Origin of the sequence: Bacillus sp. SIMBA_074, assembly GCF_046534555.1 — a bacterium.
Taxonomy (GTDB): domain Bacteria; phylum Bacillota; class Bacilli; order Bacillales; family Bacillaceae_G; genus Bacillus_A; species Bacillus_A mycoides.
In genome coordinates, this window is the sequence record NZ_JAWRYM010000006.1 from 99479 (window position 1) to 120154 (window position 20676).

21 protein-coding genes and 1 other annotated feature are annotated in these 20676 nt (G+C 36.5%); all 21 genes read left to right on the top strand.

The window, feature by feature from the left end; translation table 11 throughout:
- The first annotated feature begins 91 nt into the window (after positions 1–91).
- The 21 genes from murG to uraA all read left to right on the top strand — a co-directional run bounded on the left by murG (position 92) and on the right by uraA (position 20553).
- Positions 92–1186, top strand: a complete 1095-nt coding sequence (gene murG / locus SB773_RS09890) for an undecaprenyldiphospho-muramoylpentapeptide beta-N-acetylglucosaminyltransferase (protein ID WP_002088269.1) — start codon at positions 92–94, stop codon at positions 1184–1186.
- 61 nt (positions 1187–1247) lie between these two features.
- The gene (gene murB / locus SB773_RS09895) at positions 1248–2153 is read left to right on the top strand and encodes a UDP-N-acetylmuramate dehydrogenase (RefSeq protein WP_002033752.1); all 906 of its coding nucleotides are present in this window, start codon (positions 1248–1250) and stop codon (positions 2151–2153) included.
- Positions 2154–2251: 98 nt separating this feature from the next.
- Positions 2252–3022, top strand: coding sequence for a cell division protein DivIB (divIB, locus tag SB773_RS09900; RefSeq protein WP_328010496.1), 771 nt, complete (start codon positions 2252–2254; stop codon positions 3020–3022).
- Between the two features lie 401 nt (positions 3023–3423).
- Positions 3424–4725 (top strand): cell division protein FtsA, encoded by a 1302-nt coding sequence (gene ftsA / locus SB773_RS09905; protein WP_410589716.1) that lies wholly within the window; start codon positions 3424–3426, stop codon positions 4723–4725.
- A 39-nt stretch (positions 4726–4764) separates the two neighbouring features.
- On the top strand, positions 4765–5919 hold the full coding sequence (ftsZ, locus tag SB773_RS09910; protein WP_002014730.1) for a cell division protein FtsZ: 1155 nt from the start codon (positions 4765–4767) through the stop codon (positions 5917–5919).
- Between the two features lie 459 nt (positions 5920–6378).
- Entirely contained in the window at positions 6379–7296 is a 918-nt protein-coding gene (spoIIGA, locus tag SB773_RS09915; protein WP_002165147.1) for a sigma-E processing peptidase SpoIIGA, read from the top strand.
- Between the two features lie 19 nt (positions 7297–7315).
- Positions 7316–8035 (top strand): RNA polymerase sporulation sigma factor SigE, encoded by a 720-nt coding sequence (gene sigE, locus SB773_RS09920; RefSeq protein ID WP_410589719.1) that lies wholly within the window; start codon positions 7316–7318, stop codon positions 8033–8035.
- Positions 8036–8192: 157 nt separating this feature from the next.
- On the top strand, positions 8193–8972 hold the full coding sequence (sigG, locus tag SB773_RS09925) for an RNA polymerase sporulation sigma factor SigG (protein WP_002014725.1): 780 nt from the start codon (positions 8193–8195) through the stop codon (positions 8970–8972).
- A 274-nt stretch (positions 8973–9246) separates the two neighbouring features.
- Positions 9247–9525, top strand: a complete 279-nt coding sequence (locus SB773_RS09930) for a YlmC/YmxH family sporulation protein (RefSeq protein ID WP_012261605.1) — start codon at positions 9247–9249, stop codon at positions 9523–9525.
- A 117-nt stretch (positions 9526–9642) separates the two neighbouring features.
- The gene (gene pgeF, locus SB773_RS09935; protein ID WP_002128855.1) at positions 9643–10452 is read left to right on the top strand and encodes a peptidoglycan editing factor PgeF; all 810 of its coding nucleotides are present in this window, start codon (positions 9643–9645) and stop codon (positions 10450–10452) included.
- A gap of 5 nt (positions 10453–10457) precedes the next feature.
- Positions 10458–11132, top strand: coding sequence for a YggS family pyridoxal phosphate-dependent enzyme (locus tag SB773_RS09940; RefSeq protein ID WP_410589722.1), 675 nt, complete (start codon positions 10458–10460; stop codon positions 11130–11132).
- Between the two features lie 19 nt (positions 11133–11151).
- Positions 11152–11622 (top strand): cell division protein SepF, encoded by a 471-nt coding sequence (locus SB773_RS09945; RefSeq protein ID WP_410589724.1) that lies wholly within the window; start codon positions 11152–11154, stop codon positions 11620–11622.
- A gap of 6 nt (positions 11623–11628) precedes the next feature.
- Complete coding sequence (locus tag SB773_RS09950) at positions 11629–11892, top strand: YggT family protein (RefSeq protein WP_002014720.1); 264 nt, start codon at positions 11629–11631, stop codon at positions 11890–11892.
- A 15-nt stretch (positions 11893–11907) separates the two neighbouring features.
- A complete protein-coding gene (locus SB773_RS09955) occupies positions 11908–12675 on the top strand; it encodes a YlmH family RNA-binding protein (RefSeq protein WP_002033759.1) in 768 nt (255 codons plus the stop codon).
- A gap of 89 nt (positions 12676–12764) precedes the next feature.
- The gene (divIVA, locus tag SB773_RS09960; RefSeq protein ID WP_001131609.1) at positions 12765–13271 is read left to right on the top strand and encodes a septum site-determining protein DivIVA; all 507 of its coding nucleotides are present in this window, start codon (positions 12765–12767) and stop codon (positions 13269–13271) included.
- Positions 13272–13321: 50 nt separating this feature from the next.
- Positions 13322–13546, top strand: a binding site (T-box leader).
- 72 nt (positions 13547–13618) lie between these two features.
- On the top strand, positions 13619–16384 hold the full coding sequence (gene ileS2, locus SB773_RS09965; RefSeq protein WP_410589727.1) for an isoleucine--tRNA ligase: 2766 nt from the start codon (positions 13619–13621) through the stop codon (positions 16382–16384).
- A 158-nt stretch (positions 16385–16542) separates the two neighbouring features.
- Entirely contained in the window at positions 16543–16872 is a 330-nt protein-coding gene (locus tag SB773_RS09970; RefSeq protein WP_044442869.1) for a TraR/DksA C4-type zinc finger protein, read from the top strand.
- Positions 16873–16996: 124 nt separating this feature from the next.
- Positions 16997–17455, top strand: a complete 459-nt coding sequence (gene lspA, locus SB773_RS09975) for a lipoprotein signal peptidase LspA (RefSeq protein WP_002128849.1) — start codon at positions 16997–16999, stop codon at positions 17453–17455.
- A gap of 4 nt (positions 17456–17459) precedes the next feature.
- Entirely contained in the window at positions 17460–18368 is a 909-nt protein-coding gene (locus SB773_RS09980) for an RluA family pseudouridine synthase (protein WP_410589730.1), read from the top strand.
- Positions 18369–18571: 203 nt separating this feature from the next.
- Positions 18572–19114, top strand: a complete 543-nt coding sequence (pyrR, locus tag SB773_RS09985) for a bifunctional pyrimidine operon transcriptional regulator/uracil phosphoribosyltransferase (protein WP_001156489.1) — start codon at positions 18572–18574, stop codon at positions 19112–19114.
- Positions 19115–19260: 146 nt separating this feature from the next.
- Positions 19261–20553, top strand: a complete 1293-nt coding sequence (gene uraA / locus SB773_RS09990) for a uracil permease (protein WP_002014712.1) — start codon at positions 19261–19263, stop codon at positions 20551–20553.
- Positions 20554–20676 lie beyond the last annotated feature (123 nt).

The window sequence follows — 20676 nt, forward strand, 5'->3', positions numbered from 1 at the left end:
AAGACAGGGTTTTTCGTGTGTGTGTGAAAATACAATATGTATATAGAAATAAATACGATTGAATAAGAACAGGGAAGTGGAGGAATCAGTAGTGCGAGTATTAGTAAGTGGTGGGGGTACTGGAGGACATATTTATCCAGCTCTTGCTTTAATTAGAGAAATAAAAAAACTAAATCCGGAAGCAAGATTTTTATACATTGGTACAGAGAATGGATTAGAGAGTACCATCGTACCGAAAGCGGGTATTCCGTTCCAATCTATTGTTATAAGTGGATTTAAACGAAAAATATCTCTTGATAATGTAAAAACCGTGATGCGTTTCCTAAAAGGTGTTCAAGATAGTAAACGATATATTCGTCGTTTTAACCCTGATATTGTGATTGGTACGGGTGGATACGTATGTGGGCCAGTTGTATATGCTGCGGCTAAATTAGGTATTCCGACTATTGTCCATGAACAAAATAGTGTACCTGGTGTAACGAATAAATTTTTAAGTCGTTATGTCGATAAAGTTGCAGTTTGTTTTGAAGCAGCTGCAGAACATTTTCCACAGTCAAAAGTGGTTATGACAGGTAATCCACGTGCATCAGAAGTAATGGACCAAAATGGAATGAAAGGAAAACGTTCGGTAGGACTATCCCTTTCTAAAAAATCCGTGCTTATTTTTGGTGGGAGCCGCGGGGCTAGACCGATTAACGATGCTTTTGTAGAAGCGATTGAACAATTTGGGAATAAAAGTTACGAAGTATTATATGTAACAGGCGAAGTACATTATGATAAAGTTATGGAAGCCGTGAAACAAAAAGGGAATCCGAATAATGTTATTATTAAACCTTTTATTCATAATATGCCAGAGGTACTGACGGGTGTAGATCTTGTTGTTTCAAGGGCAGGGGCTACAACGCTTGCAGAATTAACAGCGTTAGGAAAGCCGAGTGTATTAATTCCAAGTCCGTACGTAACAAATAACCATCAAGAAAAAAATGCACGATCAGTTGTTGATAAAGGAGCAGCTAAAATGCTACTTGAAAAAGATTTAACATCTGAAACGCTTATTCGTGACATTGATGAGATTTTATTGGATACACAAACATTACAAAATATGAAACTGGCTACTAAGCAACTTGGTATTCCAGATGCAGCAAATAAGCTATATGAAGTAATGAACAAGCTTATTAAAAAATAACATTAGGTGAACGCCCCGCATATTACTGTAATAAGGAGACTTGATATGGGGGAGATTGTCTATGGAACAATTAGTAAAAGAGCTTTTAGAAGCAAATGTTGGTCGCGTGTTAGTTAATGAACCGTTAGCGCGTTACACGACTATGAAAATAGGTGGACCAGCTGATATTTTAATTGTACCAAAGCATGTTGCTGGTATTGAGAAGACTCTAGAGTTAGTAAAGAAGTACAAGACAAGGTGGACTGCAATTGGTCGTGGTTCAAATCTTCTCGTATCTGATCAAGGTATAGAAGGTGTAGTTATTCGTTTAGGAGAAGGATTAGACCATTTAGAAGTCGAAAAACATAGAGTAAGAGTCGGTGCTGGATATCCCCTTATTAAATTGTCAACTTTACTTAGTCGACAGGGATTAGCGGGCCTGGAATTTGCAAGTGGTATTCCAGGAAGTGTTGGCGGTGCAGTGTATATGAATGCAGGCGCTCATAAGTCCGACATATCGAGTGTATTAACGAAAGCTCGTATTTTGTTTGACAATGGAACAATTAATTGGTTGACGAATACCGAAATGGGCTTTTCTTATCGCACATCTGTATTGCAAATGAAACGCCCTGGTATTGTTTTGGAAGCTGAATTCCAATTAGAGGTAGGCGAACGCGAGGGAATTGTAAGAAGCATGCAAAAGAATAAAGAGTATCGCCGTGAAACGCAGCCTTGGAATCACCCTTGTGCAGGAAGTATATTTCGAAATCCAGTCCCCTATTTTGCAGGAGATTTAATAGAAAAATCAGGGCTTCGTGGTTATACAATAGGTGGAGCTCAAATTTCTGAAATGCATGGGAATTTTATTGTTAATACTGGTGTGGCCTCAGCGCAAGATGTATTAGACTTAATCGCATTGGTAAAGCGTACAATTAAAGATAAATTCGGTGTTGATATGCATACAGAAGTAGAAATAATTGGAAGATAACGGTTGTTCGTTCCGCTCATTATCATTTATGTTATAATAAGAAGATAAGAACGGCATGAGGAACATGCCGTTCTTTATGTTACATAGGGGGATCGTACATGAAAAATAGTAAAGTGATTAAACTACAAGATCGTGTACCAAAATTAAAGAATCAAAATAAAAAAAATAAGAAACCTGTTAATCATCGGTTAATTTTATACATATCGATTTTATTTTTATTAGTACTCTTTTTAATTTATTTTCGGTCTCCGCTTAGTAATATAAAAAAGATAAGTGTCTTTGGAAATCATTATATGACAGATGAACAAGTTATGAAGGAATCAGGTGTGACATATGATACGAGTTATTTCCGAGTAACAGCACATAAAGCAGAAGAAAACTTAACGAAACGAAAAGAAATTAAAGAGGTAAATGTAAAAAAACGTTTCCCAAACAAAATTGATGTTCATATCGAAGAATATTTAACAATTGGCTATATAAACAAAGATGGGAAATTACAACCGTTATTAGAAAATGGGAAAACACTCGATGTACTTCCGAACGGAAAGCTTCCAGTTGCAGCACCAATTTTTGAACCATTTAAAGAGGAAAAAATGAAGGGATTAATTGCAGAACTAGAAAAATTAACGCCAACTATTTTAAGGTCTATTTCTGAAATTCGTTATACACCAACGAACGCAAATGAAGATCATCTTACTTTATATATGAATGAAGGATATGAAGTGAGCACCACTATTCAAAATTTCGCAAAGCGAATGGAAGCTTATCCACTTATTTTAAAAACAATTGAACCTGGTAAGAAGGTTTTAATTGACTTAGAAGTGGGTGCATATACGAAGGAACTAGGTGCTGAAGAAAAGAAAGAATAGAATGATAGTTTTTACTGCGTTATTACGTATGAAATGAAACAAATGTTCTTTTATATGGATGCTAATTTGCAAGAATGCTTAATTTGATGAAAAAAATGTAAATTTTCTTAGATTCATACTAGGATTGGTACAAGTTTCACTTTTCTACAAGTACATCTTAGTGTAGACTTATACTTGGCGGTAATCTTTACACTTGAAATATAATTATTTCAAGATAGAGCAGTTATTCACAGGTTACTGCGATATTCTTAAATGAATGTTAAATAAAAATAAGAAAAATATAGGGTTAAAAAAGGGAAACGTACAAAGACGTTGAATATTTTTCTTATAAATAGTAAAGTTGCGATTGTTGTTCCATATATTGAGTTGTATGGTATAAATAAAGAAGGAGGTGCCAAAGAATGAACAGCAATGAAATATATGTTAGTCTTGACATCGGTACATCCAATGTTAAAGTCATCATTGGTGAAATGGTTAATGATAGCTTAAACATTATTGGTGTTGGAAACGTAAAATCAAATGGTTTGAAAAAGGGATCGATAGTTGATATAGATGAAACTGTTCGATCAATTAAAAAAGCAATTGAACAAGCTGAGCGCATGGTGGGTATCCACATTGAGCAAGTTGTAGTAGGTGTCAATGCAAACCAGGTACAGTTGCTCCCGTGTCACGGAGTAGTCGCTGTTTCAAATGAAGATCGTGAAATCGGGAATGAAGATGTCTTACGCGTTCTAGATGCAGCGCAAGTTGTGTCAATTGCTCCTGAACGTGAATTTATTGATGTGGTACCTCGACAGTTCATTGTAGACGGTCTTGACGAGATTAACGATCCACGCGGGATGATCGGTGTAAGATTAGAAATGGAAGGTACACTTATTACAGGCTCGAGAACTTTACTACATAACCTACTTCGTTGTGTAGAAAAAGCAGGTCTTGAAATTGTTGATATTTGTCTGCAACCTTTAGCGGCAGCGACAGTTGCGTTATCTTCGGATGAAAGAAATAGAGGGGTAGCCCTTGTTGATATGGGCGGAGGATCTACAACCTTATCTATTTTTAAAGATGGAGAGTTGCAAGCAACGAGCGTATTGCCATTAGGTGGAGATCATATAACGAAGGATATAGCGATTGGGCTGAAAACTTCAACAGAAAATGCAGATCAAATTAAGCTGAAATATGGACATGCTTTTTATGATACAGCATCTGAAGAAGAGATGTTTACGGTTCCTATTATGGGAAGCGATCAAACAGAACAATATTCTCAGTTGGAATTATCGGATATAATAGAGGCTCGTGTAGAGGAAATTTTAATGTTTGTTCAAGATGAAGTGCATAAGTTAGGAGTAAAGCAAGCTGCTTCTGGATATGTACTAACTGGTGGGATAGCTTCTATGCCAGGTATTCTTGATCTTGCATACGATATTTTACATGAAAATGTTCGTATAGCAACTCCTGATTATATTGGTGTTCGTGAGCCTCAATATACAAGTGGAGTTGGATTAATTAAACATTCTTATCAAAAAGCTAAATTACGTGGGAAAAATGTGCAGGAAAAGCAAGAACATTTTGAACCAGTACCAGCACCAATGCCGGTACAACAGCAACCTGCGAAACAAAAAACTCGTAATCAAAACAATACTAATCAAAATGATGACCGCATGATGTCAAAAGTAAAACGTGCATTCCGTTATTTATGGGATTAAAATTGGACACGAAAAATGAGGTTCTAGGGGGATTTCGACATGTTAGAGTTTGATACTACTCAAGATCAATTAGCGAATATAAAAGTTATCGGTGTCGGCGGTGGCGGAAACAATGCTGTAAACCGTATGATTGAACACGGTGTACAAGGTGTAGACTTTATCGCTGTGAATACTGATGCACAAGCATTAAATCTATCAAAAGCTGAAACGAAAATGCAAATTGGTGGAAAATTAACGCGTGGACTTGGTGCAGGCGCAAACCCTGAAGTAGGGAAAAAAGCTGCAGAAGAAAGTAAAGAACAGATTCAAGAAGCGCTTCGTGGCGCGGATATGGTCTTCGTAACTGCTGGTATGGGCGGCGGAACTGGAACTGGTGCAGCTCCAGTTGTTGCTCAAGTTGCAAAAGAACTAGGCGCGTTAACAGTTGGTGTTGTAACACGTCCATTTACATTTGAAGGGCGTAAACGTGCAACTCAAGCTGCATCTGGTATTGCGTCATTTAAAGAAAATGTAGATACACTTATCGTAATTCCAAATGATCGCTTATTAGAGATTGTTGATAAAAATACGCCAATGTTAGAAGCGTTCCGTGAAGCAGATAACGTATTACGTCAAGGTGTTCAAGGTATTTCTGATTTAATTGCTACACCAGGTCTAATTAACTTAGACTTTGCAGACGTAAAAACAATTATGTCTAATAGAGGTTCTGCTTTAATGGGTATCGGTTCTGGTAATGGTGAAAATCGTGCTGCTGAAGCTGCGAAAAAAGCGATTTCTAGTCCATTACTAGAAACATCTATTGATGGAGCTCAAGGTGTTATTATGAACATTACGGGCGGCGCAAACTTAAGTTTATATGAAGTACAAGAAGCAGCAGACATTGTAGCTTCAGCTTCGGATCCAGAAGTAAATATGATCTTCGGTTCTGTTATTAATGAAGGATTAAAAGATGATATCGTTGTCACTGTAATTGCAACTGGTTTTGATGATAGTGCTTCGACACAACCACCAAAACCAATTATCCGTCCGACTGCGAATCACACGCAACAGCAACAACAACCAGTAGCTCAACCTTCAAAACAACGTGAAGTTAAGCGTGAAATGAAACGTGAAGAGCCGGTTGTGCATGATCGTCATACTGATTCAGATGACATCGATATTCCAGCATTCTTACGTAACCGTCGTAGACGATAAAAGAAAAGGAGCTTTCATGCTCCTTTTTTTTGTTGTCTAAATGGAAAAGATCTGCTAAGCAGATCTTTTTTTATTATTTTGCATATGGAGAGCCCAGTCCTATTTTTAAACCATAAGCTGTGATAAATAAATTGAAACTTTAATTAGTTGGGGGTGTTCATCAAAAAATGATTGTTAGCCCGACTCCCACTTAACTTCTGTACTTTTTTATAGCTGAATTTTGAGGCAGGGTCTTACTGCCAGCAAATAGCAAGATAAACTTTGTATATATATATAATTCAATTATTATGTATACAAGTGAAAAATTTATATTATTCTATGAAAAATACACTTTTATTTTTTACCGACAGATTATGTCTAGAAATCACAAAATAACAAAAAAATCCCTCCACCAATTGACACACTTTCCTATTGGATATGCATTATACTAGTCTCAACTTAAAAAAAGAGGTGAATTGTTTGGTTGTTTACGCCGACATCGTTTGGTTGTTAAACGCCTGCATTGATTTTCTTTTACTTTTATTAACAGCCACCGTGTTAAAAAAGAGAATCAAAAGATGGAGGCTTGTGTTAGGGGCATTTATAGGTTCAACTATTGTTATTTTCGCCTTTACGCCTTTTGCTTCTATGATGACACATCCAATTATGAAACTATTGTACTCGTTACTTATTGTGTATACAGCATTTGGGTTTTCGACATTTAGAAATTATACACAAACTGTTTTTACTTTCTATTTTGTAACCTTTATGGTTGGTGGAGGATTAATTGGAACGCATTACTTTTTGCAAACGAACGAAATGGTAAATGGATTAGTTCAATCTAAATCAGTTTCTTACGGTGATCCAATTAGTTGGGTATTTGTTATTTTTGGTTTTCCAGTAATTTATTATTTTTCTAAAAAGCGTATAGAAAGCGTAGAGGTCACAAAGATACACTATGATCAAATCGTGAAAGTGGAAATTCAATTAGCTGGAGAGGAACTAGAATTAGCAGGTCTAATTGATAGTGGGAACCAACTTTATGACCCGTTAACGAAAACACCCGTTATGATTATGCATATTTCATCATTAGAACATTGTTTGCCAGCTTGGTTAACAGAACAAATTTATTCCAAAACAGAAATTCCTCAAATACCAGAAAATGATTCTGGATGGGCGACGAAACTACGTTTAATTCCTTTCCGAGCAGTAGGAGTAGAGAATCAATTTTTATGGGCAATTAAGCCAGATTGTGTGCGAGTTTATCATGAAGGTAGTTCGGTTGTTGTAAACAAAGTACTGATTGGATTAAATACACAACAATTATCTACTAATGGAGAGTATCAATGCATTGTACATCCGAAAATGTTGATTTCGCAAAAGATGGTAATTGCTTAATTATGAGAGGCGGGATAATATGGTGAAATTTAAATTTTATTTGGTATACCTTTGGTATAAAGTATTGCTGAAATTAGGAATTAAGACCGATGAAATTTATTATATTGGTGGAAGTGAAGCGTTGCCACCGCCGTTAACGAAAGAAGAAGAGACAGTTCTTTTGAATAAATTACCAAATGGAGATCAAGCTGCGAGGTCGATGCTTATTGAACGTAACCTAAGGCTTGTTGTATATATAGCAAGAAAATTTGAAAATACAGGGATCAATATTGAGGATTTGATTAGTATAGGAACAATTGGTCTTATTAAGGCAGTGAATACATTTAATCCAGAAAAGAAAATTAAATTAGCAACATATGCATCTCGTTGTATAGAAAATGAAATTTTAATGCATTTGCGTCGAAATAATAAAAATCGTTCGGAAGTTTCTTTTGATGAACCGCTTAACATTGATTGGGACGGAAATGAACTGTTATTATCAGATGTTTTAGGTACAGATGATGACATTATTACAAAAGATTTAGAAGCTACTGTAGATCGTCATCTTTTAATGAAAGCATTGCATCAATTAAATGACCGTGAAAAACAAATTATGGAGCTTCGGTTTGGACTCGCTGGTGGCGAAGAGAAGACACAAAAAGATGTGGCTGATATGCTTGGAATTTCACAGTCTTATATTTCTCGTTTGGAAAAAAGAATTATAAAAAGATTACGAAAAGAATTTAATAAAATGGTGTGAAGAATAAGACCAGTCGGTATCTAGACTGGTCTTATTCTTTTTTTGTGCATTAGGAAATATGATATTTGTGAAAAATGATAGAAAAACCGTATGCATAAAATCCCCTTCAAAGGAAATACTTTACACTGTACAGCAACTCCCGATAGGAGGGAACACTTTGACGAGAAACAAAGTAGAAATTTGCGGTGTTGATACAGCTAAACTTCCAGTACTAAAAAATGAAGAGATGCGTAAATTATTTCGTGAAATGCAAAGTGGAGAGATAAGCGCCAGAGAGAAATTAGTGAATGGAAACTTACGTCTTGTACTGAGCGTCATCCAAAGATTTAATAACAGAGGAGAATATGTTGATGATTTATTTCAAGTTGGTTGCATTGGACTTATGAAATCCATTGATAACTTTGATTTAGGCCAAAATGTAAAGTTTTCAACGTATGCTGTGCCGATGATTATTGGAGAAATACGCAGATATTTGCGTGATAACAATCCAATTCGTGTATCTCGCTCATTACGAGATATTGCGTATAAAGCGTTGCAAGTAAGAGAAAAATTGATTGCTGAAAATTCAAAAGAACCAACAGCAATGGATATTGCGAAAGTTCTTGAAGTGACACATGAAGAGATTGTTTTTGCACTAGATGCGATTCAAGATCCGGTTTCATTATTTGAACCGATTTATAACGATGGAGGAGATCCTATCTTTGTTATGGATCAATTAAAGGATGAAAAACAAAAGGACGAGCAGTGGGTTGAAGAACTGGCGTTGAAAGAAGGAATGAAGCGTTTAAATGATCGTGAAAAAATGATTATTCGAAAACGTTTCTTTCAAGGAAAGACACAGATGGAAGTTGCCGAAGAAATTGGGATTTCTCAAGCGCAAGTATCACGTTTGGAGAAGTCTGCTATTAAGCAAATGAATAAGACGATTCAAGGATAAGGTCCTCACCAGTTATGGTGAGGTCTTTTTTATATATAATATTTTGCGCTCATAGTAGATTGGGTAGGTTCATATAATGAAAATAAAATGGATGTTCTATTAGTAGCGGTTATATACTGTTTATCCGCTTCGAAATTAGGCTGGAGTAAAAAGTTAGATGGAAGCGGGACTGCCCGTAAAAGTCCGATTGGCATGGGTTAATAATCCCACTGATTAAGGTTTCACTTTATTTGAGAGCGTACTTACGATTCATGATATAAGGGAGAGGATGAATATGATACGGATTTCGGAGTTTCAAATGAAGGATGTTGTAAATGTTTCAGATGGAAAGAGGCTTGGGAATATTGGAGATATTGATATTGATATAGACACAGGAAAGATTAGGGCGGTTATTATTTCTAAGCAGGCACGAATGCTTGGACTCTTTGGGAAGGAAGTAGAATTTGTGATTCCTTGGGAGCAAATTATGAAAATTGGAGAAGATGTCATACTTGTAAAAGTAGATCATGTTAATTCTGTAACAGAATCAATACAAACACCGACAATTTCATAAAGAATATTACAAATTCCTCTTTTTTTTCTGTTGTCATTATGAAAAAATAAAAGTATGGTAAAATAGACAGGAAGTACCATACTTTTTTCTGTTATTTTAATTAAAAGGAGTCGCTTTATGAGAGAACCATTTAAATATGCGGACGGTATACTGTATTTACAAGCGTGGAAAGAACTTGGAAACATTACTGTTGGATTTACGACAAAAGATGGTGGAGTAAGTACAGGCTCCTTTCATGCGATGAATTTAGGATTACATGTGAATGATATCGTGGAGAATGTTCATGAAAACAGACGCATTTTAGCGAATAAGTTACAAAAACCATTAGAAAAATGGATTTGCTCTGAACAAGTTCATGACCATCATGTTGAGAAAGTAGGACTGCAAGAAAAAGGGAAAGGCGTTTATTCATATGAAGACGGTATTCCAAAAACGGATGGCATTTATACGACTAACAAAGATGTTCTCTTAACATCTTGTTACGCTGATTGTGTTCCGCTCTATTTTTATGCACCATCACATGATATGATAGGACTTGCGCATGCTGGGTGGAAAGGGACTGTAACAGAGATTGCGAAAGAAATGATTCAAAAGTGGAATGCAGAAGGTGTTTCAAGTGATGAAATTCATGTCGCAATTGGTCCTGCAATCGGATCATGTTGTTATGTTGTTGATGATCGTGTATTAACAGCAGCACAGCAAGTAGTAAACGGATCTGTTCCTCATAAAGTAATTTCTGATGGTCAGTATGCAATTAATTTAAAAGAAGTTAATCGTATATTATGTGTACAAGCAGGCATAAAAGAAGAACATATTGTAATGTCATCTCTTTGTACAAGCTGTGAAGAACAATTATTTTTCTCTCATCGTCGTGATCAAGGTAAGACGGGGAGAATGTTGAGTTTCATAGGTTTTAAGGAGGAGTGAAGTAAGTGACAGTGCAAGGGAATTTAGCAGATGTAAACGAAGTAATTAAAGAATCTTGTGTACGAGCTGGACGTTCGATGAAAGATATTAAGCTCGTTGCAGTTACAAAAACTGTAGGGATTGAAAAAACAAGCGAAGTAATTGAAACAGGAATTATTGATTTAGGTGAAAATAGAAATGAAGGTTTCTTACAAAAATACGAGCATTTCGGTTCAAAAGTGAATTGGCATTTTATTGGATCATTGCAAACGAGAAAAGTAAAAGAAATCATTAATGAGATTGATTATTTACATTCATTAGATCGTCTTTCGCTTGCAAAAGAAATTCAAAAACGTGCTGATAAGAAAGTTAAATGCTTTATTCAAGTGAAAACATCAGCTGAAGAATCAAAGCAAGGATTGGCGATAGAAGAAACAATTTCTTTTATTCAAAGTTTGCAAGAATTGGATAAGATTGAAGTGGTAGGATTAATGACAATGGCTCCGTTTACAGGAGAAGAGGAAGAGATTCGTCGCTGCTTTAAGGAATTGCGCATGCTACAAACAGAGGTGCAGGAGCTAGAATTATTACATGCACCATGTAAAGAATTATCAATGGGAATGTCAAATGATTACACGATTGCAATTGAGGAAGGCGCTACATATATTCGTTTGGGAACGGTTTTAGTAGGAAAAGCGTAGGAGGAAGGAGAAAGTTATTATGAGTTGGTCAAAAGTAAAATACTTCTTTTTTGACACACCGGAAGAAAAAGAAGCAGCTCAATATGGTTATGAAAAGGAGCAAACAGACATGAAAAAGCAACAAGATCCCCCAGAACAACAAGATGTTCCGTTTGCGAAAGTGCAACCGAAGCAAAATGTAGTGAGTATTGAAACAGCGAAGCAATCTTCAAAAGTTGTTTTACTAGAACCACGTACATATTCGGAAGCGCAAGGCATTTCGGATCACTTAAAAGGTAGACGAGCTGTTGTAATTAATTTGCAAAGAATGTCTACAGATCAAGCTGTACGTATCGTTGACTTTTTAAGTGGTACTGTATACGCTATTGGCGGGGATATTCAAAAAATAGGCCCGAAAACATTTATGTGTACACCTGAAAATGTTGATATCGTTGGTGCGATTTCAGAGTTATTCGGTGAAGAAGAAGAGACAAATATAAAGAGGTGGTAATACGCCATGACAACAGTTTTAACAGTGTTACTTACTGCTATCGAGATTTACTCGTGGGCACTAATTATTTACATTCTCCTATCATGGTTTCCTGGCGCAAAGGAATCGGCTTTTGGAGATTTTCTTGCGCGTATTTGCGAACCGTATTTAGAGCCGTTTAGGAGGTTTATTCCACCATTTGGTATGATTGATATTTCTCCACTTGTTGCTATTGTTGCCTTGAAACTTGCTAGAGGTGGTTTAGTGAGTTTATTCAACTATTTTTTATAGTGTGAGGTTAAATACATGAGCATCTATGAGCATTTTAGACCTGATGAAGAGGTCTTTGTGGATAAAGTATTAGAGTGGAAACAGGCTGCTGAGTATCATCAAGTCAAGTTAACAGATTTTCTTGATCCAAGACAGCAACAAATTGTTTCTATGGTAATAGGGCAAGGAGATGTAGCTGTACGGTTTGATGGTGCGATGCCTGAAGCCGAACGGAAAAGAGCACTAATTTATCCAGATTATCTAGAATTAAATGAAGAGGAATTTCAAGTAGAAGTATTAGAAATTGACTATCCTTCCAAGTTTTTTACGCTAGAACATAGGCAAATATTAGGTGCATTCATGTCGCTTGGTTTAACAAGGGAAAAATGTGGTGATATTTTGCTTCAAGAAGACCGTGCCCAAATTGCAGTTGCCAAAGAAGTTGTGTCGTATATTGAAATGAACTTACAATCAATAGGGAAAATGAAAGTCACACTCTCTCCTATACAAGTAGAGAAAATTTTGCGTGTAGGTGAAAAATGGGGAGAAAAATCTGGGACTGTTTCGTCACTTCGTCTAGATGTTTTATTAGCTGAAATGCTACATATATCTAGGCAGAAGGTACAGCCTCTTATAAAAGGTGGCTTAGTAAAAGTCAATTGGAAAACAGTAGAGCAAACTTCGTATGAATGTTTTCCGGGGGATGTTTTCTCGGTTAGAGGGTATGGACGAAGTAAATTATTTTCTGTAGAAGGTAAAACGAAGCGCGACAAATGGAGAGTTTTGTATGGTATACTAAAATGATTGGTTTTTTAGAAGGAAATTCTCTTATTTTGTCGAAGAAAAGATATAATTGAAAGAGGAAATTTAGATAACTACTTGGAGGTGGCGTTGTGCCGTTAACACCATTAGATATTCATAACAAAGAATTTGGTCGCGGGTTTCGTGGCTACGATGAAGATCAAGTAAATGAGTTTCTTGATCAAATCATCAAAGATTATGAATTAGTCATTCGTGAGAAAAAAGCTTTAGAAGAAAAGGTTGCACAATTAGAAGGAAAGTTAGATCATTTTTCTAATATTGAAGATACGCTGAACAAATCTATCATTGTCGCACAAGAAGCTGCTGAAGAAGTGAAGCGTAATGCACAAAAAGAAGCAAAATTAATTGTACGTGAAGCAGAAAAAAATGCAGATCGTATCATTAATGAAGCGTTAGTGAAATCAAGAAAAGTTGCTTTTGATATTGAAGAGTTGAAGAAACAAGCGAAAGTATTCCGAACTCGTTTCCGTATGTTATTAGAAACACAACTTGAAATGTTAAACAACGATGATTGGGATAAACTAATTGAATTAGAAGACGAAGTGGACGAACTGTTGAAAAAAGAAGAAACAGTGTAAGCTTGACGTTTTTCTCATTATTACATATAATTTTAACAGCATATTTATTAAGAAAAACGAAGATAGGGATAAGTACCTTTTTCATACCTTATATAGCGAACTGAGGATGGTGTAAGCTCAGGATAAGGAGATAATGGGAATATCACCCTGGAGTTCCGCGCTGAACAAACTTAGTAAGCGTAGGCGTATATTCGCGTTAAGAATATAAAGAGGACCTTATGCATTTGTATATGGTCTACTAGGGTGGTACCGCGGGAGACTTTCTCGTCCCTTTTTGGGGATGAGAGGTCTCTTTTTTATTCCCTTTTTTAAGGTCTGTCGTTTATATATTTAAGGAGGAATTGAGCATGGAGTACAAAAATACATTACTAATGCCAAAAACAGAATTCCCGATGCGTGGGAATTTACCGAAACGTGAGCCTGCAATGCAAGAAAAATGGGCTGAAATGAATATTTATGAAAAGGTACAAGAACATACGAAAGGCCGTCCTTTATTTGTACTACATGATGGACCTCCATATGCAAATGGTGACATCCATATGGGACACGCACTAAATAAAGTGTTAAAAGACTTTATTGTTCGTTTTAAATCAATGACTGGATACTGTGCACCATATGTACCAGGTTGGGATACACACGGTTTACCAATTGAGCAAGCTTTAACAAATAAAGGTGTAAAGCGTAAAGAAATGACAGTTGCTGAGTTCCGTAAGTTATGTGCAGAGTATGCATATGAGCAAGTAGAACGTCAACGTGAACAATTTAAGCGTTTAGGTGTACGTGCAGATTGGGATAATCCATATATTACTTTAGAGCCAGCTTATGAAGCACAACAAATTAAAGTGTTTGGTGACATGGCGAAAAAAGGTTATATCTATAAAGGACAAAAACCAGTTTACTGGTCTCCAACAAGTGAATCAGCTTTAGCAGAAGCTGAAATTGAATATCAAGATAAAAAATCAGCATCTATTTACGTAGCATTCCCTGTAAAAGATGGAAAGAACGTATTAGAAGGTGATGAGAAATACATTATTTGGACAACAACACCTTGGACATTACCTGCTAACCTAGGTATTTCTGTTCATCCAGAACTTGAATATGCTATTGTGAAAGTAAATGATGAGAAATATATCATCGCTTCTGAACTATTTGAGACAGTTGCAAAAACGTTAGAGTGGGAAAATGCTGAAGTTGTGAAAACGGTAAAAGGTAGCGAACTTGAGTATACAGTTGCAAAACATCCATTCTACGATCGTGACTCATTAGTTATGCTAGGAGAGCACGTAACAACAGATGCAGGTACAGGTTGTGTTCATACAGCACCAGGACACGGGGAAGATGACTTCGTTGTTGGTAAAAAGTATGGCTTAGAAGTACTTTGCCCAGTTGATGATAAAGGTGTATTAACAAATGAAGCACCTGGATTTGAAGGCTTATTCTATGATAAAGCTAACAAGCCAATTACGGAAAAATTAGAAGAAGTAGGCGCGTTACTGAAACTAACATTCATTACGCATTCATACCCACATGATTGGAGAACGAAAAAACCAATTATTTTCCGTGCGACAGCGCAGTGGTTTGCATCTATTGAAGCGTTCCGTAAAGAATTATTAGAAGCTGTTGCGGAAACAAAATGGGTACCAGCATGGGGAGAAACTCGTCTTCATAATATGGTTCGTGACCGTGGTGACTGGTGTATTTCTCGTCAGCGTGCATGGGGTGTGCCAATTCCTGTATTCTATGCAGAAAATGGTGATCCAATTATTACAGATGAAACAATTAATCATGTAGCAGATTTATTCCGTGAGAACGGTTCTAACGTATGGTTCGAGCGTGAAGCGAAAGATTTATTACCAGAAGGATTTACACATACAGGTAGCCCAAATGGTGAATTCCGTAAAGAAACAGACATCATGGATGTATGGTTCGATTCAGGTTCTTCTCACCAAGCGGTATTAGAAGAGCGCGAAGACTTACAACGTCCAGCTGATTTATATTTAGAAGGATCTGACCAGTATCGTGGTTGGTTTAACTCTTCATTATCAACAGCAGTTGCTGTAACTGGTAAAGCTCCATATAAAGGCGTACTAAGCCATGGTTTCGTACTAGATGGTGAAGGACGTAAAATGAGTAAGTCGATTGGAAACATCGTCGTACCGAAGAAAATTATGGATCAATTAGGCGGAGACATTTTACGCTTATGGGTATCTTCTGTTGACTATCAATCTGATGTACGTATTTCAGATGATATTTTAAAACAAGTAGCAGAAGTGTATCGTAAAATCCGTAACACATTCCGTTTCTTATTAGGAAACTTAGATGATTTTAATCCAAGTGAAAATACAGTAGCGGTAGCTGAACTTCGTGAAGTAGATCGTTACATGTTAGTGAAGTTAAATGACTTAATTACAAAAGTAAAAGATGCATATGAAACATATGACTTTGCTGCTGTATATCATGCAATTCACAACTTCTGTACAATTGATCTAAGTTCATTCTACTTAGACTTTGCAAAAGACATTTTATACATTGAAGGTGCAGATCACGCGGATCGTCGTGCAATTCAAACTGTATTATATGATGTTCTTGTTGCATTAACGAAACTTGTAACGCCAATCTTACCTCATACAGCTGATGAAGTATGGCCATATGTTCCTGGTGCAGAAGAAGAAAGCGTACAGTTAACTAATATGCCAGAAGCTACAGAAGTAGAGGGTTCAGAAGCGTTAAGAGCAAAATGGGATGCATTTATGACATTACGTGATGACGTTTTAAAAGCGTTAGAAGTAGCTCGTAATGAGAAAGTAATTGGTAAGTCATTAAATGCGAGCATTACGCTATATCCGACTGCAGAAATGAAGGCTATGTTAGAGTCTATTAGCGAAGACTTAAAGCAATTATTCATCGTCTCTGAGTATAAACTTGGTGGTACAATTGAAGAAGCGCCAACAGAAGCACCAAAGTATGAGCATACAGCTGTAGTTGTAGCACAGGCGACAGGTGAGACGTGTGAACGTTGTTGGGTTGTTTCAGAAACAATTGGTAAAGATGCAGAGCATGAAACATTATGTGAGCGTTGTGCAACGGTTGTTAAAGAAAATTATGTAAAATAATGAAAAAAAGCTGACTGCTCATAATAGCAGTCAGTTTTTTGTTGATGATATATCGAAATAACTTTCACTCTCTTTCCTATGAAGGAAAAATGTGTGTGAGGTAAGCGTGGAAATTTCGGACACACTAATTGTACATTGCAGCTGGGAGGAATGTACACGTGAATGAAATTTATATGGAAATAAAAGAAGAATTGCAATTGATGAGAAAAGAGTTGCAAGATAGATTGGCGAAAGAAGTAATGCACACATACTATATGGAATTTGGGCAAGAACTTGGATACGAAATAAAGGAAGAGACAAAGAAAAAATTGCTATTACATGATATAAAAGAGGATTTAAAAGATGTAGAACGTGCATTGTTTAAAATGGAAATAGATATGTACGGTATTTGTGAAGAAACTGGAAGAGCGATTTCTACAAAACAAATGAAAACAATGCCGACTGCTCGTACTATTCATGAATTTTTCTGTGAAAAGGTAAATGTATGAATACGCACAACGATATTATGTTACCTTTTTTTAATTTATTTTATTCTTCTACAAAGGTTCATTGTGAAAAGGTAGCAGCTATGCTAAAATTTTGAGGTACACTGTCTTTGTGGGGGAAATGAAAATGATATATTATGTAATAGCGTTATTTGTCATTGCCATCGATCAAATATCGAAGTGGCTAATTGTAAAGAACATGGAATTGGGTACGAGCATTCCGATTATCGATAATGTATTATACATAACATCTCATCGAAATAGAGGAGCTGCCTGGGGTATTTTAGAAAATAAAATGTGGTTTTTCTACATTATTACAGTCATTTTCGTAGCATTTATCGTATTTTATATGAAAAAATATGCGAAAACGGACAAGCTTCTAGGTATTTCATTAGGTCTAATTTTAGGCGGAGCAATTGGCAATTTTATTGATCGTGTATTTAGACAAGAAGTAGTGGATTTCATTCACGTGTATATTTTCTCGTACAACTATCCGGTATTCAATATAGCTGACTCAGCATTATGTATTGGAGTTGTATTAATTATTATTCAAACAGTATTAGAAGGAAAGAAAGCGAAGGAGTAATTGAATGAGTGAAGTAGTACAAGTAACAGTTGCAGAAGAACAAAAAAGCGAGCGAATTGATAAATTCGTTGCAGAAATAAACAGTGAATGGTCACGTTCACAAGTGCAGCAATGGATTAAAGATGCTGTTGTGACAGTAAATGGAAAATCAGTTAAAGGGAATTATAAAGTAAAAGGAAATGATGAAATTACAGTAACAATTCCCGAGCCAGAAGAGTTAGATATTCAACCGGAAGATATGAATTTAGAAGTTTATTATGAAGATGCCGATGTACTAGTTGTAAATAAGCCGCGTGGCATGGTAGTACATCCAGCACCAGGGCATACGAAGGGTACGCTTGTAAACGGACTTATGCATCAATGTACAGACCTATCAGGTATTAACGGTGTAATGCGTCCTGGTATAGTACACCGTATTGATAAGGATACATCTGGATTATTAATGGTTGCTAAAAATGATATGGCGCATGAATCACTTGTAAATCAACTTGTAGCAAAAACGGTAACAAGACGTTATAAAGCGATTGTACATGGTGTAATTCCACATGATAAAGGAATAATTGACGCTCCAATTGGTCGTGATAAAAAAGAACGTCAAAGTATGACTGTTGATGAAAATGGTAAGAATGCAGTTACACATTTCCAAGTGTTAGAGCGATTTAAGGATTTCACACTTGTAGAATGCCGCTTAGAAACGGGACGTACACACCAAATTCGTGTTCATATGAAATATATTGGTTATCCACTTGCAGGGGATCCAAAGTATGGTCCGAAGAAAACATTAGATATGAATGGACAAGCACTTCATGCAGGGATTTTAGGTTTCGATCACCCTCGTACTGGTGAATATATTGAGTTTGAGGCACCGATTCCAGAAGTGTTTGAAGAAGCGCTAAATATTTTACGGAAATAGTATTGACAAATCATAAGAAAACTGAGATACTGACAACAGTTAAATAATGATCCTTTAACACAGCCCCGTGAGGTTGAGAAGGTAACGGTTTGAAATACTTAGGGTATGTTGTACCCTTTTTTCAAAAGTCCTCTCGCACACGCTGAGAGGACTTTTTTTATACCATTACTCTCACGCAAGAAAAAAACTTGGAGGTGTAGAGCATGCAAGAGAAAGCTGTCGTTTTAGATGACCAAATGATTCGCCGCGCTTTAACACGAATTAGTCATGAAATCGTGGAACGAAATAAAGGTGTCGATAATTGTGTTCTTGTCGGAATAAAAACACGTGGAATTTTTATTGCACAACGTTTGGCAGAACGAATTGGTCAAATTGAAGGAAAAGAGATGGAAGTAGGAGAGTTAGATATTACGTTGTATCGTGATGATTTAACACTACAATCGAAACATAAAGAACCACTTGTAAAAGGTTCTGATATTCCTGTAGATATTACGAAGAAAAAAGTTATCCTTGTGGATGATGTGTTATATACAGGAAGAACAGTTCGAGCAGCAATGGATGCTCTTATGGATTTAGGTAGACCATCACAAATCCAATTAGCTGTTCTTGTTGATAGAGGTCATCGTGAATTACCAATTCGCGCTGATTATGTAGGAAAGAACATTCCAACATCTAGTGAAGAGCGTATCGAAGTTGATTTGCAAGAGACAGATCAACAAGATCGAGTAAGCATATACGATAAGTAAAGCCCTTTTAAATGTAGTCCTGTGAGGCTGCCAAAGGGTCTTGGCTTTCATATGTCAAATTTGGCATACGAAAGTGTAGGACTCTTTGTGCACAGGCACAAAGAGTTTTTTTATTGCAAAAATCAAAACTGAAGGAGGATGTAACAATGGAGCAAAAGCCAGTGTTAGACATTCATGAAGTACCGAAACCGGGAAAATGGTTATTATTAAGTATACAACATTTGTTCGCGATGTTTGGATCAACAGTGCTTGTTCCGTTTTTAACAGGACTGAATCCATCAGTAGCTTTAATATCAAGTGGATTAGGAACGCTAGCGTTTCTTCTAATAACGAAAGGTCAAGTACCAGCATATTTAGGATCATCATTCGCCTTTATTGCACCAATTATTACAGCAAAAACAGCAGGTGGACCTGGAGCAGCGATGCTTGGAGGAATGCTTGCGGGACTTGTTTACATCTTAATCTCACTCGGAATTAAGAAATCTGGGTCAGAATGGATTATGAAATTACTTCCGCCAATCGTAGTTGGACCAGTCGTAATGGTAATCGGTTTATCTTTAGCACATACAGCAGTGAACATGGCGATGAACGGTGCGGATGGTAAGTATAGCATTACACACTTTTCAGTAGCATTAGTAACATTAGCAATTACAATCATTTGCTCCATATTCGGGAGAGGATTTTTCAGTATCATACCAGTGCTACTTGGAATCATCGGCGGGTATATATTCGCTTACTTCCAAGGGCTAGTAGATTTAAAGCCAGTAGCTGAGGCAAAATGGTTTGTCATACCAGACTTCACAGTACCGTTTGTAACATATACTCCGGAGTTTTCATGGAAAATTGTACTCTTAATGGTGCCAGTTGCACTTGTAACAATTTCAGAACATATCGGACATCAAATTGTACTTGGAAATGTTATTAAAAGAGATTTAATTGAAAAACCAGGTTTACATCGTTCAATCTTCGGTGATGGGATAGCAACATTGATCGCATCACTAATAGGAGGACCACCGAATACAACGTACGGTGAAAACATCGGTGTGCTAGCAATTACGAGAGCATACAGTGTATACTTATTCATCGGTTCAGCAGTGTTCGCAATCATGTTTGGATTTATCGGGAAGATTTCAGCACTGATTCATTCGATTCCAACACCAGTTATGGGTGGTGTATCAATCTTACTCTTCGGTGTAATCGCATCAAGTGGTTTACGTATGATGGTAGACGATAAAACAGACTTAGGTGACAAACGAAACTTAATGATTGCATCAGTTATACTAGTAATCGGTATTGGCGGAGCGGTACTGCACGTAGGTGAATCGTTCCAAGTAGAAGGAATGGCGCTAGCAGCAATTGTAGGTGTACTATTAAATCTACTACTACCAGAGACAAAACAAACAAATAAAACCAAACAATCTAAGCAGATTGCTTCATAAAAATAACCTTTTAATTCAGTCCTGTGAGATAGAAAAGGGTGGCTACTTTAACGCACCCTAGTCTCAAAGACTAGGGTATTTTTATACAGTTATTGTTATATAAATTCAATGGTGTTATCATAA

Excerpts from the sequence above, each read along its gene's own strand:
- murB (WP_002033752.1), top strand. The coding sequence starts at position 1,248 with ATGGAACAATTAGTAAAAGAGCTTTTAGAAGCAAATGTTGGTCGCGTG.
- divIB (WP_328010496.1), top strand. The coding sequence starts at position 2,252 with ATGAAAAATAGTAAAGTGATTAAACTACAAGATCGTGTACCAAAATTA.
- ftsA (WP_410589716.1), top strand. The coding sequence starts at position 3,424 with ATGAACAGCAATGAAATATATGTTAGTCTTGACATCGGTACATCCAAT.
- ftsZ (WP_002014730.1), top strand. The coding sequence starts at position 4,765 with ATGTTAGAGTTTGATACTACTCAAGATCAATTAGCGAATATAAAAGTT.
- sigE (WP_410589719.1), top strand. The coding sequence starts at position 7,316 with ATGGTGAAATTTAAATTTTATTTGGTATACCTTTGGTATAAAGTATTG.
- SB773_RS09930 (WP_012261605.1), top strand. The coding sequence starts at position 9,247 with ATGATACGGATTTCGGAGTTTCAAATGAAGGATGTTGTAAATGTTTCA.
- pgeF (WP_002128855.1), top strand. The coding sequence starts at position 9,643 with ATGAGAGAACCATTTAAATATGCGGACGGTATACTGTATTTACAAGCG.
- SB773_RS09945 (WP_410589724.1), top strand. The coding sequence starts at position 11,152 with ATGAGTTGGTCAAAAGTAAAATACTTCTTTTTTGACACACCGGAAGAA.
- SB773_RS09950 (WP_002014720.1), top strand. The coding sequence starts at position 11,629 with ATGACAACAGTTTTAACAGTGTTACTTACTGCTATCGAGATTTACTCG.
- SB773_RS09955 (WP_002033759.1), top strand. The coding sequence starts at position 11,908 with ATGAGCATCTATGAGCATTTTAGACCTGATGAAGAGGTCTTTGTGGAT.
- ileS2 (WP_410589727.1), top strand. The coding sequence starts at position 13,619 with ATGGAGTACAAAAATACATTACTAATGCCAAAAACAGAATTCCCGATG.
- lspA (WP_002128849.1), top strand. The coding sequence starts at position 16,997 with ATGATATATTATGTAATAGCGTTATTTGTCATTGCCATCGATCAAATA.
- SB773_RS09980 (WP_410589730.1), top strand. The coding sequence starts at position 17,460 with ATGAGTGAAGTAGTACAAGTAACAGTTGCAGAAGAACAAAAAAGCGAG.
- pyrR (WP_001156489.1), top strand. The coding sequence starts at position 18,572 with ATGCAAGAGAAAGCTGTCGTTTTAGATGACCAAATGATTCGCCGCGCT.
- uraA (WP_002014712.1), top strand. The coding sequence starts at position 19,261 with ATGGAGCAAAAGCCAGTGTTAGACATTCATGAAGTACCGAAACCGGGA.